Genomic DNA, 13,868 nt, shown 5'->3' with positions numbered 1-13,868 from the left:
GAACACGTGACGCCCTCGACCGAGCCGGGTGCGCCGTCCTTTTCGACCGTAGCAGAAACTTTGGAAGTCCTTGGAAGTTATTGGCACAGGTTGGTTCCTGCGCTAGGCTGCCTCACATGGCGGCATCACTGGAGGAGCTCGAGCAGCGCCTGTCCCACCTGCGCACCGAGCTGCGCGGTGCCGTGCGCGCACGGGACAAGGCGGAGACGGCACGCATCCGCCGCGCGCTGCGCGAGGCCGAGGCGACTTGGGAACAGGCCCTCGAAGCCGAAACCGAAGACGAAGACGATCCCGGAGCCGATGCCGGAGCGACCGCCGGGACACCCCTGGCCGAGCCCCCGCCGGCGCCGACGACCGCGGGCCAACCACGCACCCGCAGGACGCGTCCGACGCAGAGCCCCATCCCGGTCCGCGAGCAGGTCCACCAGTCGCTCACACTGCTGGGCGCCCCCGCCTCCCCGAAGCTCATCTCGTCCACGTACGAGGCGTTCTTCACCGAGCCGCTGGTCGCCACCAAACTCGCCTCCCTCCGCCGCGACGAGGAGCGGTCCTTCTCGGCGCAGGGTTACGCCCGCCCGTACTACATCTGCGCGGCGCTCACCCACGACCGCCTCGTGCCCGCCCGCGGACTCCTGGCCCTGTCCACCTGGCCCGTGGAACGGCGGATCATCGGACCGCTCAGCCCGCGCGCGGACTTCCTCACCCACGCGGTGGGAACCGCCGAGCAGATCCAACGACTCACCACGGCAGGGCATCCGGCCCCGGACGCGGCCTGGCGGCTCCTGCGCCGGTTCGCCCTCACCATCCCCGGCGCCTTCGACGCCGCCGCGGCGGAGCCGGACCCCGCCCGCGTGATCTCCGCCGCCCATGCCGAAGCGGCCGTCCACCAGCAGGAGGACGACCAGCAACGGCGGACGGCCGCCCAACGCGCCCGTTCTCAACTCGCCGACGTACAACAGCTGTTTGGCGCCCCACCCATGCGTGACGCCCTGCGCGACGCGAGCGGGACCCTGCCCTGACCCTTCCCTGCGGTGCCCCCGCCGCACGCCCCGCGCCGCGGCGAGCCCCGAAGACGTTCCCGAAGTAGAGACGATGCCCTCGCAGCAGTCCGCACCTCCCGACGACCGCCTCGCCCGGCTGCGCGGCCCCCAGCCCCCTCAGCCGTACACCGCCCGCAAGATCACCGCACTGACCGCCAACCCCGCCTGCTCCCGCCGCGCCGTCCTCGACGCGGCCGGGGTGGACAAGGCGCTGCTCGCCCAGCAGGTCGGATACGAACCGCGCTTCGGCCAGTCCCCCTTCGCCCTCGCCCGTGAGCGGGCCTTCCACGACCTCGTGAAGTGGGGCGCGTACGCCGAACTCATCCGGCTCCTGCGCGAGCGACTCTCCGTCCCCGTGGCCGAGGCCCACGTCACCGACCTCAACGAGGTCGGCGGCAACACGACCCTGCCCGTTCGCGAACGGGAGACCCGCCGCCTCATCGCCCACGTGGCCTCCGGCCAGGACGTGCGCCTGATCCTCGACCGGCCCGTACTCACCCTCGAAGTCGCCGGCCAGAAGGCGTACTTGGAGCCGGACGCGCTCACCCACCGCATCGGCGGGAAGTTCTACGTCGTCCTGATCCGCTCCTTCGCGGCGATCGACGGCCAGGCCAACCCGAAGGCCGTCGCGGAGGCGGCCAAGCAGGCCGCGGTGTACGTCCTCGCCCTGCGCCGCGCCTTCGAGACCGCCGGCTTGCCCACCGAGCAGATCTCCCACGAGTTCCTGCTCGTCTGCCCCAAGGACTTCTCCAACCGCCCCTACGGCAGCCTGATCGACCTCAGACAGGAAATCGACGCGCTGCGTTTCCAGCTCTCCCGCCTGCGCCGCGCCGACGACCTCGCGGCGCGACTCCCGGAGTCGGCGACCCTCGACACGAGCCGCACCACGGACGAACTCACCGCCTCGATAGACGCGTTGGACGCCTCGTACACCCCCACCTGCCTGTCCTTCTGCGAGATGGCCCGGTACTGCCGCGACGAAGCCGACGACTGCGCCTCACCGGCCCGCCTGGGCAACGGCGTACGCAACGACCTGCCGGGCATCGACTCGACCCGCACCGCCCTCGACTACCTGGACGGCGTCGCCGCACCCGGGGACGCCGAGGCGGAAGCCGCCGCACTCCTGCGCGCCGCCGACCGGCTGCGCCGACTCCGCCAGGGGGCCGCGTGAGCGTCCTGTCCACCGTCGCCGCCCTCACGGCGTCCCGCACCGGCCACGCCGAACCGCTGACGACCGTCCGCCACCAGCACCTGGACGAGAAGCCGTTCGTCCTGGTACCGCTCACACTCGCCGGCGAGGCGTGCGCACCCCTGGCCGCGCTGGCCGGTACGGACCCCGAGCACCCGGCCCTTCTCACCGTCCGCCAGCCCCGCAACCGCGCCGAACGCTTCCGCTTCGCCGAACGCCTCGCCGCGCTCCTCCTCGCCCACATCGACGCGTGCCGGACGGAGACGGAGCCCTACACCGTGGGCCGCAGCAGGGAGAAGGAGGAACGCCGGCGCCACCTGCGAGCCCCGCAGCTCCTTGTCCCGAACGGCGAGGCCATCGCGTACGTACGCCTGCTCGGCCGCCTGACGCGACTGCGGGCCACCGAGGGCCCGTACGCCGTCGCCCCGTCCGTCCCCACCCTGGGCAAGTGGCTCACCTGGTTCGCGGAACTGGCCGAGTTCCCGAACTCCGGCGTGCTGCTCGCGATGACCCGGCTGCTCTCCGCGCACTGGGCCACGGGCCAGAGCTCCTCCGAGGACTCCCACCTCGCGTCCCTGGTCGCCTGGATAGACCCACCGGACGGCAGCGACGGCGCACGAGCGGCACGCGAGGCGGAGGACCCCACGACGTGGCCACCCGCCGGCCCGTCCACCGACCCGATCTTCGACCGCACCCTGCACGAGCTGATGACGCGCTACGACGAGGCGTCCGACGAACACGGTCGTGAAGCGGTGGGCCGCCAGATCGACGCCGAGCTGCGCGACCAGATGCTGCCCACCTGGCGTCTGATGTGGCGCGGGGTGGAGCTGCTCCGCGACCTGCCCGAGGGCGACCACGTCCCCGGGCGCTGGGCCTGGGACCGCCGCTGGTTCTCCGACTACGCCGAGTACCTGGATGCCGACGGCCGCCCACAGGCCCGCCGCGACCACGCCGTGGGAGCCGCCCGCCGCCTGGCCAGGCTGGAGGACGCGATCACCCGCTTCGAAGCGGAGCGCGCCTACGACGACCCGCTGGTGATGGCGGAGTACGAACTGACCGGCGAGGCGTTCACGGGGACGGTGACGGACAGGGACGAGAACCGCTTCCTCCCCGGCGCCAAACCCGGCTCCCAGGTATGGCGCCCCACGATCACGCTGCGCACCGAAACCGCGGTCGGCCTGTCAGTCGGCACGGAGGTGAAGTCCCCGGCCCGCCCCGGCCAGCAGGCACACATCCTCGACGTACGTCAGGAGGAGGACGGCGGCCACGTCGTGGTCCTCCAGCTCAAGGGAGGCTTCGCGAACAAGCGCAAGCCTCCGGCCCCGGCCGGCACGCTCGCCGAGACCGGCGAGGAGCTGACGTACACGACGCTCAACCCGGCCGCCGTGCCCTCTGCCCTCCCCGGCGAGGAGGACACCCCCTGGACCCACGGCGGCCCGCCCCGCCCGTACGAACCGACCGACGAGGACGCAGAGGAGACCTGGGAATGACCGCCGTCCTCCCCGGCACCGGGAACCCCGAAGCCCTCACCCCCGGCGAACGTGCGGACCAAGCGGTGTCCGGCATCCTGGCCGGCCTCGACACGGCGACCGGCCGGGGCGTGGTCGTGGACTCGCCTCCCGGAGCCGGGAAGTCCACGCTGGTGGTGCGGGCCACCGGACACCTGACGTCCGCGGGGCACCAGCTCATGATCGTCGCGCAGACCAACGAACAGGTCGACGACCTCGTGGACCGCATCGCGCGCGAACACCCCGGCCTGGACATCGGCCGCCTCCACGCGGGCAGCCACGTCCTCCCTCCCCGTGTCACCGGCCACGCGAACGTCACCGGCAGCACCCAGGCGACCGACCTGCGCGACCTGCCCGTCGTGGTGTCCACCGCGAAGAAGTGGTCGTTCGTCACCCCGGACAAGTGCGCGCCGTGGCGGTGGGCCATCGTGGACGAGGCCTACCAGATGCGCTCGGACGCGCTGCTCGCGACGGCTCCGTTGTTCGCCCAGGACGACTCACAGGTCCTCTTCGTCGGCGACCCCGGGCAGCTGGACCCCTTCGCCACCGTGGAGACCGACCGCTGGCACGGCCTGACCTGGGACCCCCTGCGCAACGCGGTCGACGTCACCCTCGCCCACAACCCCGACCTGGCCCGCCACCAGCTCCCGGTCTCCTGGCGCCTCCCGGAAACGGCGGCACCCCTGGTCGAGCAGGCCTTCTACCCCTTCTACCGCTTCATCCCCGGCACGACTGCACAGGAACGTGTGCTCTCCTACGGCGTCCTACCACACGGCTCCGGCCCCCTGGACGACGTCCTCGCCAGGGCCGCCGACACCGGCTGGGGGCACCTGGAACTCCCCGCCCGCCACACCTTGGACCAGGATCCCGAGGTCGCGGAGGCCCTTGCGGCGACGGCCGCCCGGCTGCTGCAGCGCGGGGCGCTGGTCAACGGCGAACCGTTGACCGCCTCCCGCATCGCGATCGGCGCGGCGCGCACGGTCCAGGTGGAAGCGGTCCGGGCTCGCCTCGACGCCCACGGCGTGAACGGCATCACCGTGGACACCGCCAACCGCCTCCAGGGTCGCGAGTTCGACGTCACCCTCGTCTGGCACCCCCTCTCCGGCCGCCAGGACGCCTCCGCCTTCCACCTGGAGACAGGGCGTCTGTGCGTCCTGCTCTCCCGGCACCGGTTCGCGTGCGTGGTGGTGGCCCGCGCCGGCATCCGGGATCTCCTGGACCGGCATCCACGGAACAGTCCGGTGTACCTGGATGTGCCGCCGAAGTTTCCCGATGGGTGGCGGGCGCATCAGGTGGTTATGGGGAGGTTGGAGCGGGGGGAGCATCGGGTCCGAGCGGCATGATCACGCACGGGTAGGGCCATTGTCAGTGACGGGAGGTACAGCCATCCAAGTGGCCCTGGCAGCATCGGGAGAGGCTGAATTAGGAGGTCAAGATGTCGTTTGCCACCGCAGGCAACAACCACAGTACCCTCGAATCACCGCAGTGCTGGCACGTGCCAAGCTAGGGGCATGTGGAAGGCAAAAAAACTGTAACGACGCCCGAGCGGCAAGCGGCTGGGGTCTGTTGGACCGTGGCTGCTACACCATCTCTCCCCGCGGTCGCTCTACCGCGCACCGCCGAGGGTGATACTCCAAGCTTTCGCGCAGTCCCGGCGTGGCTCCAAGAGATGCGCCGGTCGGCACAGTGCGCCTGGTCATCAATCAGCTTCAATGCTCAACTGGGTTGACGAGTCTCCTTGCTTCAGTGCAGCGTCTGCCTCAGGGTCCTTGCTCGACGGGGTTGGGGCGTCTGTCAGTTTGAGCGCGACGCCACCCTCGATCTTCTTCACCGCCCGCTCGACGGCCTTGAGATCCTGGCCCTCCATGAACCGCACAGCAGAGAGAGCAGCGTATGCAGGGTCCAACTCGAACGACAGCCAGCTCCTACCCAGGTCTTCCGCCGCCCGGCCAGTCGTGTTCGACCCGGCGAAGAAATCTACAACGACGTCACCCGGATCAGTCAGCATCTTAATGAAGAATGTGGGCAGCTTGATTGGGAATCGAGCGGGGTGACCTGGGCGTTCCATCGCCTTCAACGTACGTTGATACGCATCGTTGGACTGACTATTAGGAAGCTCAAGCAGGTTGGGAATCTCAAGCAAATCCTCAAGAAGATAAGGAATCTCAAGCAGATTGGAAGGAAGTGCGCCACCGTTATCGACACCGAACGCCTTGCCAATGTTGTGGTGAGACGGCCTTTCCTTTGGCCTATAATAGGCTGCGGGATCCTTTAGCAGCTGCTGCATGGACTTGGAGTAGGGCACGCGAACCTTACCGACATCAGCCTTCGGCCGCTCGGTCTTCGAGAGCCACCAAACCGTATTGACGGCATCTTTGGCGCGATACTTACGCTTGTTTACCCACTCAATAGGCGACGGCAGCTTCGAAGGATTGAACCAGTAGAATTCTTCGGCGAGAAAGTAGCCAAGATCGTCAACAAACGCGAGCAGCGCGCGGAATTGATGTAGCGACCTTACTGGCTCGCCTTGCTGGTAAGCACCACCGATGTCGATCACGAGGCTACCCGTGGGTTTGAGTGCATCCTTCGCTAGCTTCGCGAACTTCACGAGCCAGGCGACGTATTCCTCTTGATCCTTGTTCCCGTAAGCCTTCTTGCGCAGGAGGGGAAACGGAGGGCTGGTCATGAAGAGGTCGACGCTGTTCGCCGGCAACTCCCCAAGCAACTCCAAGCTGTCACCTGTGAGCTGAGTGCCGTGCGGCGTGGTGTAACAGACCCGACCCGACCGCAGGCGTTCAATGATGTCCTGCATGTAGAGCCCCTCCGCAACCGATCAACCCCAGCCACTATAGCGGCCAGGTGGGGCTGCCAAGTGCCATGGCGATGCCCCGGATCAGGCACAACCCCCTGAACCAGGTCCGATGTCAGTGACGTCTGAGACTGTGTACAGGATCAACGACGGACAGTAAGGTTGGGGACGAGGGGGAGGCTTGGGATCGACAACACCCGGCTGGCTCGCACTGCCGGAGGACGAGTTCGAGGAGCGGTACCGGCCTCCCAGAGGCTTCACCAGCGGCTACTTGCATCGCGTACTGGTCCGCGCCTTGGGGCCTGCCGTCAACGCGGCACCCTCCGACGAAGCCCTGAAGCGCAAGCCACTCGTTCTCGATCTGACCTCGCCGCTGCCCCCGCGCCTCCGCTTCTACCTCTACGCAGCGACGCAGCACCAGTCTGAGCGCCAGCCGGGGACTTTCAAGATCCAGTTGAGTGTTGGTGTCACCCGTGATGGCAAGCCTGCCCCTCCGCGGGCAAAGCGGCGCTGGTTCGACCGGACTGACAACATTCGGCCGATCGCCATCGGATACCACCCCGACTGGAACTTGTTCATCTTGTGGGACGCCGACCTACATGACCTGAACGGCGGCTTTGGTTCCTCCAAGAATGTACAAACTCCGCCCGAGATCGTCTGGTCCGCCTTGGCGAAGGACATCTCACACGGGTCTCGCAGGCTTCATGGAGGACTGACGGAGACGATCGTCGCCGCTCGCCCCCATCGCCTCGTGGAGGCACTGAGTCTGCGAATCGACCTGAGCAACGAATCAATGTGTGAGGGGTTGTTCTGATGCTCAGGAACCTCGGCAGCCTGCGTACTGAATACACCACCGATACCGACGACATCCCTCGCGACTTCTATGACCCGTGCCTGCGCGAGGCGTCCCGTTATGACCGAATCACCGGCTTCTTCAGCTCGACGGCCTTCCACCTGATTCAGTCCGGGCTTGAGGCTTTCTTCCTAGAGAATTCGGGATCCATGCGCATGCTGTGCTCGCCCAGACTGAGCACAGCCGACGCGGACAGTCTCGTCTACGGCTACGAAGTGCGCGACGACGCCGAGCTCACCGCGAAGTTGCGAGGCGAACTCGCACAGCTTCTTCGCTCTTCTCATGCCGACACCGCTCGCCTCCTGGCGGCACTGGTCGCCGCAGGCCGGCTGGATGTGAAGTTGGCCCGCGTCACAGCCAAGACATCCATTCAAAATAAACGGATGTTCCATGACAAAGTAGGGCTTTTTACTGACGCTGCTGAAGATGTTGTCGGATTTCGCGGATCTGCCAACGAGAGCTACCTCGGACTCTCACCTGACGGCAACATTGAATCGATCGATGTGTGGCCTTCTTGGGAGGGAGGCCGTGATGCCGAACGGGCCCGCCATGCCGTCGCTCGCTTCGATCGGCTTTGGGAAGGGGTCGTCCCAGGTGTCACCATAATCGGCCTCCCTTATGAAATCAGAGAGGAACTTGAACACGTCGCGGAAGATGCGGACCTCGCTGCCCTGCTACGCGACGTCGCTGCAGGACGCATCGGCCGACCGCGCAAAGAGAAATTCACGCTCGGAGGAATCCAACTCCGCGAACATCAGCGCGCGGCAGTACGTGCATGGGAAACTCACGAGCACACCGGACTACTGGCTCATGCCACGGGTTCCGGCAAGACGATCACCGGTCTCTACTCTGCCGGCCTGGCCCTTGAGCAAGGTCTGACGCCACTGATCCTCGTACCGTCCCGCCTACTACTGGATCAGTGGGCAAAGCAGGTTCATGAATTGCTCGGCGCCCGCTCAGTGCTGGCAGGTGGCGGGCACGACCGCTGGAGCCGCAGCGGCGCACTCCGGGCCGCCGTCGAGTCCAGCCGTCCCGGACGCAAGCACGTTCTGATCGCCGTCCTCAACACGGCGTCCAGCCCTGGGTTTCGGGCACAACTGCGAGCGGTGGCTAGCAAGGTGTTCACCATCGCTGACGAAGCACATCGGCTGGGCAGCCCTCAGTTCCGCACTATCCTCGAGTGGCTGGACACCCCTTGGCGTCTCGGGCTGAGCGCCACACCGGAACGGGCCTACGACCCGGAAGGCACGTCTGCGGTAGACACCTACTTCGGTGGCGTCATCCATCAGTACTCCTTGAAGGATGCCCTTGACGACGGCGTACTGGCTCCGTACGTCTACCACCCGTCCTGGGTAGGCCTGACGGAGGACGAAGAGGAACGCTGGGATCGCCTGACCAGCGAGATCCGGCAGCGACACGCCATGGCTCAGGCACCTGGCGCGACGCCCCATGCTAAAGACCAATTGCACCGGAAGCTCATCGAGCGAGCCCGTATCGCCAAGGGCGCGGCGCTCAAGGTGTCCCGAGCCGCTGACCTCGTAGCAGAGCACTATCGCCCCGAAAAGGATCAGAAATGGCTCATCTACTGCGATAACCAGGACCAAATGTCCCTCGTGCGGCAAGCACTCTCAGCCAGGGGCATTTCATCCCTTGAGTACCACAGCCAGATGCGCGGAGATTCGGATGCCACACTGAGACTGTTTGATATCAGTGGCGGAATCGTGGTCGCGATTAAATGCCTGGACGAGGGTGTAGATATTCCTTCGGCTTCACATGCTCTGATCCTGGCCAGTTCGCGGAACCCTCGAGAATTTATTCAACGACGGGGACGAATCCTTCGGCGCTCTCCCAACAAGACTGTAGCTACACTGATCGACGTATTGGTACTGCCAGAAACTACGCAGAGGGGCGATCCATCGTGGCCCCTTGTTGCCGGTGAACTGTCACGAGCCATTCAATTCGCCAGCTGGAGTATTACACAGAGTTCCGTTTCGATTCTGGAAAACAAGTGGGTATCGATGGGGTTGTCTATCAGAGAGCTTGATGAGATTCGCCCGAAGGGTATCGAGGACGATGAGGGGGAGGCAGATGCCTGACCGAAGTGAAGAGACAGCGGACTTGCGGACGACCGTGGAGGAGGTGCGGAAAGAACGCTACCCGGACCTGGATCCTGAACTAGTCAGTGAAATTCTTCAGGTGCAACACCGGTTCGCCGAGGACCACGCCGAAGCCCGCAAGCGTACAGAACAGATCGTCAACCGGTGGGTTAGCCAACGGACATCTGCGGAGAGAGCTGTCTGATGTTGACTCTTGATCGACTCGCAGTCGAGGACTTCGGCCCATATAGAGGACGCCAAGAGATGGCCTTCTCCAGCGACTGCGGAGTCTACATCGTCTACGGACCTAATGGGCGCGGTAAGACCACTCTCCACAACGCCTTCCGGTACGCATTGTACGGCGAAATTCATGGCCGTCGCGGCACCGAAGAAACCTCTGACCTCGTAAACACGGAGGCTCGCAAGGAGGCAGGCGGCGTGGGAGCCTTCGAAACCGTGCTTGACTTCCACGAAAAAGATGTTCCCTACCGTCTGATCCGACGGTACGACGAAAGCGCACAACCGAACGAAACCGTCATCTTGCAGCGCGACGGCGAGGTACTTTCTCCGGATGATTCCAAGAGAGTCATCCAGATGATTGCTCCGGAATCGGTGAGCCAGTTCTTCCTGTTCGACGGTGAGCTCCTTCGCCAGTACGAGGACCTGCTTGACCCGGGGAGTGAAAAGGGCGCCGAGCTGGAACGGAGCATCGAACGCGTTCTCGGCATTCCGATCGTCGGCAACGCAAAAGCTGATGCCGTAGCGATTTCGCGCGCGGCGTCGAAGCAGATGAGCGAGCAGTACGCTGCCAACGACGAAACCAACCGTATGGGTCTGGCTCTCAAAGAAGCGCAGGACATACGCGACCGTATGCAGCAGGACTACAGCGATATCGAATCCGAGATCGAGGCGGGCCAGGATCGAATTTCCGAGCTCGATGCCTTGATGCGCGAGCAGCAGAAGGCTCAGCACATCCTCGGGAAGATTGACCAATTGGAAGTACAGATCGCAGGGGTAGAGGGCCGGGAGACAGCAGCAATAGCCGCCCTTAATGAGCTTTCACCCGATCTATGGAAAGCCGTTCTGGCTCGCTCCGCAACTGGCCATCTCGCCGAAGTCGACAGTGCTGTCGCCATGGCTGAGGCCGAGCTCAGCGAAGTAGCAGCTGCTATGCGAGACCTGACGCACCTACACGCATCTAACGACTGCCCGGTCTGTCGCCGCGAGATCAAGCCGAACTTGCATGCCGAACTGACCGAGAAGATCAAGCAAATCGCATCGACTGGGCACCAAGAGGACGTGCAAACTCGATTGGACCGGCTCCGAGCGAAGCGTCGAACTCTTCAAACTCTCGCACAACAGGACGTCCGCCTGATCGTGGAACGTGACGCCAATCTCCGTCAAGTGCGACTGGAGAAGGAAGAGCTGCACGGCGACATCGCCGAGCTTAGGCAGCAGATTAATGAGATCGGGCAGAGTGAGGAGCAGGTACGCGCGCTTTCTACCGAGCGCGATGAGCGCCACGCCAAGCTCGAGCGCGATAAAGATCGCCTTGCGGCTCGTGGAGAACAGATCCGTATGAAGGAAGCTGACATTGAGGACTTCAAGCGGCGGCTCCGGAAGCAGGTGCCTCCTGACCGCACCATCGAGTTGAAGGACGAGGTGGCCCAACGGCTCCGCGATCTATTCAGCGACTCGATCGACGCCTATAGAACAAAGCTCCGCCGCCGCGTCGAAGAGCACGCCTCAGAAATCTTCCGCATCCTGGCGTCCGAACCCGATTACGTGGGGCTGCGCATCACCGACAGTTATGGGCTTGAGATCCTTGACAAAGATGGCGGAGTCGTGAGGCGATCCGCAGGGTACGAGCATCTCGTGGCCCTGTCTCTGATTGCCGCTCTTCAAGACAGCGCAGCGGTACGGGGACCGGTGGTCATGGACTACCCATTCGGTCGCCTGGATACCGAAAACACGGCGCACGTCGTCGCAGCCCTGCCACGAATGGCGCGGCAGGTGATCCTACTCTCATTCGACGGAGAGTTTGATCGAGGAGCCGCGCTCCAAGCCCTAGGCGGCAATCTGGTGGCCGAGTACCAGTTGGAGCGGCGAAGCTCTAAGCACACTGTAATCGAACGTCGGAGGGCGGCTGTCTGATGGCTGATCTCAGAAACATCTCGCTCACCATCGAGGCGGCCCAGGCCGCAGATGATCTCCTCCATTGGCTGGGCATTTCGGAGAAGGAAACGCAGTTGTCGGACCGAGTACGTCTCGGTTTCGCCTATGCGATCGAGAACCAGGTCGACCTGATCCGCGCCCCTGGCACCCGCGGCGGGAGCAACTACGACACCGGTGGCCTTGACCCCGACGGTCTGATGGCCCAGGCAGTCAAGATCTATTATCCGGAGCCAGGTGTTGTCGCAGAGCCTTATAGGGCCGTGGAGATCTTGATGAACAAGGGGCTACTCCTGCTCGGCGAGCACTGGTCGGCAGGAGAGATTGGCAGCATGGGAGACCTGGTGGACAGGCCCACAGGCTGAAGGAGCCCGCTACCGACGTCTCAGCAGGCACCTTGACTTCATGAGCTCCGACGAGGCCAGCGCGTGTGGGCACGCCAGAACCGTATTAGCGTACCCACACACAGCTCAGTCCTGCGTCACAAACCCCACGAATCGCGACCACCCCTCGTGGCTGATGTCGAAGCGAGGGCGCGTCGTGGCCTTCGAGTCGCGTACGCGCACGGTCTGTTCGGTGACGGCGACCTCGACGCAGTCGTCTCCCTGAGTTCCGCTGTAGCTGGACTTGAACCAGACCAGTTCCGTCGTGCTCATCGCTCTCCTCGGAGTCGCTCCAGCAGGTCCCGCGAGTCCTTGGGGTTGAGGGCCTGCGAGCGCAGTGTGTCATAGCGTTGACAGAGGAGGCTCACCTCTTTCTGGTCGGAGATAAGCCGGCCGTTCTGCTGGCCTTCCGAGTACGCCATCCGCTGCCCCTTGGGTGTCTCCAGCAGCCGCACGGGACCGTCGAGACACGCATGGGACTCAGTACTCAACGGCATGATCTGGAGGGCCACGTTACGCGGGGCAGTCAGCTCAAGCACGTGCTCGATCAGGTCCTTCATGACCTCGGGCCCGCCCAGTTGGCGCCGGAAGACGTACTCCTCGACGATGAAGCTGAACACGGCGTTCGGCCGCTCCCTGAACAGCTTCTGACGTTCGAGACGCGCCCGAACCTGGTCCTCCAACTGCCCGTCTGACAGTGGCGGAATGGCGTTGTCGAACACCGCCCGCGCATACCCCTCCGACTGCAACAACCCCGGTACCAGCCGGCACTCATACGTGCACAGGCTCACCGCCACCCGCTCCAGCCGAGCCCACTGCCGGAACCAGGCCGCGAGCCCCACGTCCCCGCGCCCCCGCGTCACGTGCTTCGCCGACCGTCGCAGCGCCCCCGTGTTGCCCAGCGCCTCCTCGGAGCGCTCCACCAGCGCCACGTCGGGCATCCGGCGTCCCAGCTCCACCGACTCCACCGTGTGCTTGGAGAAACTCACCAGATCCGCGAACTGCGCCCTGCTGTACCCGGCGTGCTCGCGGAGAGCCTGCAGGACCGCCCCGAACGTGCGCAGGCTGTCGGAGGGGTCGGGTTCCCGGTCCGTCTCGCCGCACGGCATGCTGTCATCGCTGTCCACCACACTGCCGTCGGTCATCCGCGGCCACCTCCGGTTCCGTACCCGCGCGGTTCGTTGCCCCACACCCAACGACACCCAGCGTGACGTACGAACCGTCGTACCGTCCACGGAATGTGTCCGTACGCTGACGCAGCGTACGGAGTGGGGCTATGGAACACGCTCCGCGCGCCCGTCACCGTGGGCTCATGAACCACTCCACTCCCCAGGTCGCGCCCGCCGTACTCACGTTCGCCCAGCTTCTCTCGTCCACCCGGCGCGGGGCACGGTTGGCCCGTCTTCTGACCGTCGAGCAACTGCGCGCGTGGCCGGTGCCGCACGGCGTCACCGAGCGTGCCGAGCAGATCGTGGCCGAACTCAGCGCCAACGCCGCCCTGCACGGCCGGGTCGGCAGTCGTCTCTTCCGGCTCACCCTCGCCCTCGACCCCACGGCCGGCCTGCTCCGCGTCGCCGTCACCGACGCCCGGGGAGAGTGCCTCCCGTCGCCGCCCGGCGCCTGTGAAGCGCCGTTGGACTCCGAGTCCGGTCGCGGCCTCCTCCTGGTGGCCGCCCTCGCCGACCGGTGGGGTGTCGAGCCGTATCCGCCCAGTGGCAAGACGATCTGGGCCGAGTGTGACTGGGAGAGCCCCGGCCCCTCGGCCTCCTGACACCGCGATGCCCGCTGTGGCCGGATTCGGCCCACCCTGTTGATCGA

General features: G+C 65.3%; 12 protein-coding genes. 9 read left to right on the top strand and 3 right to left on the bottom strand.

Annotated features, from left to right (window positions below; genetic code table 11):
• Window positions 1-116 precede the first annotated feature (116 nt).
• The 4 genes from D1J63_RS26150 to D1J63_RS26135 all read left to right on the top strand — a co-directional run bounded on the left by D1J63_RS26150 (window position 117) and on the right by D1J63_RS26135 (window position 5,080).
• Entirely contained in the window at window positions 117-1,019 is a 903-nt protein-coding gene (locus D1J63_RS26150; protein WP_125632169.1) for a hypothetical protein, read from the top strand.
• Window positions 1,020-1,092: 73 nt separating this feature from the next.
• Window positions 1,093-2,211 (top strand): hypothetical protein, encoded by a 1,119-nt coding sequence (locus D1J63_RS26145; protein ID WP_125632167.1) that lies wholly within the window; start codon window positions 1,093-1,095, stop codon window positions 2,209-2,211.
• On the top strand, window positions 2,208-3,719 hold the full coding sequence (locus D1J63_RS26140) for a hypothetical protein (RefSeq protein ID WP_125632165.1): 1,512 nt from the start codon (window positions 2,208-2,210) through the stop codon (window positions 3,717-3,719). The genes D1J63_RS26145 and D1J63_RS26140 overlap by 4 nt, the downstream gene beginning before the upstream one ends.
• Window positions 3,716-5,080 carry an AAA family ATPase gene (locus tag D1J63_RS26135; protein ID WP_125632164.1) on the top strand — a complete coding sequence of 455 codons (1,365 nt, stop codon included), beginning with the start codon at window positions 3,716-3,718 and terminating at the stop codon, window positions 5,078-5,080. Before D1J63_RS26140 ends, D1J63_RS26135 begins: the two co-directional genes overlap by 4 nt.
• Before the next feature lie 356 nt (window positions 5,081-5,436).
• On the opposite strand, the gene D1J63_RS26130 is transcribed toward D1J63_RS26135, so the two are convergent.
• On the bottom strand, window positions 5,437-6,549 hold the full coding sequence (locus D1J63_RS26130; protein WP_125632162.1) for a site-specific DNA-methyltransferase: 1,113 nt from the start codon (window positions 6,547-6,549) through the stop codon (window positions 5,437-5,439).
• A gap of 178 nt (window positions 6,550-6,727) precedes the next feature.
• Between D1J63_RS26130 and D1J63_RS26125 the strand changes: the two genes are divergently transcribed.
• The 4 genes from D1J63_RS26125 to D1J63_RS26110 all read left to right on the top strand — a co-directional run bounded on the left by D1J63_RS26125 (window position 6,728) and on the right by D1J63_RS26110 (window position 12,032).
• Entirely contained in the window at window positions 6,728-7,360 is a 633-nt protein-coding gene (locus D1J63_RS26125) for a hypothetical protein (protein WP_125632160.1), read from the top strand.
• Window positions 7,360-9,495 carry a DEAD/DEAH box helicase family protein gene (locus D1J63_RS26120; protein WP_125632158.1) on the top strand — a complete coding sequence of 712 codons (2,136 nt, stop codon included), beginning with the start codon at window positions 7,360-7,362 and terminating at the stop codon, window positions 9,493-9,495. Before D1J63_RS26125 ends, D1J63_RS26120 begins: the two co-directional genes overlap by 1 nt.
• 204 nt (window positions 9,496-9,699) lie before the next feature.
• The gene (locus tag D1J63_RS26115; protein ID WP_125632156.1) at window positions 9,700-11,649 is read left to right on the top strand and encodes an AAA family ATPase; all 1,950 of its coding nucleotides are present in this window, start codon (window positions 9,700-9,702) and stop codon (window positions 11,647-11,649) included.
• Entirely contained in the window at window positions 11,649-12,032 is a 384-nt protein-coding gene (locus tag D1J63_RS26110) for a hypothetical protein (RefSeq protein WP_125632154.1), read from the top strand. Before D1J63_RS26115 ends, D1J63_RS26110 begins: the two co-directional genes overlap by 1 nt.
• A gap of 105 nt (window positions 12,033-12,137) precedes the next feature.
• On the opposite strand, the gene D1J63_RS26105 is transcribed toward D1J63_RS26110, so the two are convergent.
• Both D1J63_RS26105 and D1J63_RS26100 read right to left on the bottom strand, forming a co-directional pair.
• Window positions 12,138-12,323 (bottom strand): DUF397 domain-containing protein, encoded by a 186-nt coding sequence (locus D1J63_RS26105; protein WP_125632151.1) that lies wholly within the window; start codon window positions 12,321-12,323, stop codon window positions 12,138-12,140.
• The gene (locus D1J63_RS26100) at window positions 12,320-13,195 is read right to left on the bottom strand and encodes a helix-turn-helix transcriptional regulator (protein WP_125632149.1); all 876 of its coding nucleotides are present in this window, start codon (window positions 13,193-13,195) and stop codon (window positions 12,320-12,322) included. The genes D1J63_RS26105 and D1J63_RS26100 overlap by 4 nt, the downstream gene beginning before the upstream one ends.
• Before the next feature lie 167 nt (window positions 13,196-13,362).
• Between D1J63_RS26100 and D1J63_RS26095 the strand changes: the two genes are divergently transcribed.
• Window positions 13,363-13,821: an ATP-binding protein gene (locus D1J63_RS26095; protein WP_125632146.1), complete on the top strand. Its 459-nt coding sequence runs from the start codon at window positions 13,363-13,365 to the stop codon at window positions 13,819-13,821.
• Window positions 13,822-13,868: the final 47 nt, after the last annotated feature.

Source organism: Streptomyces sp. KPB2, from assembly GCF_003950055.1.
Lineage (GTDB): Bacteria > Actinomycetota > Actinomycetes > Streptomycetales > Streptomycetaceae > Streptomyces > Streptomyces salinarius.
The sequence above is the reverse complement of the archived record's forward strand: the minus strand, read 5'-3'. Positions and strand labels throughout refer to the sequence as shown.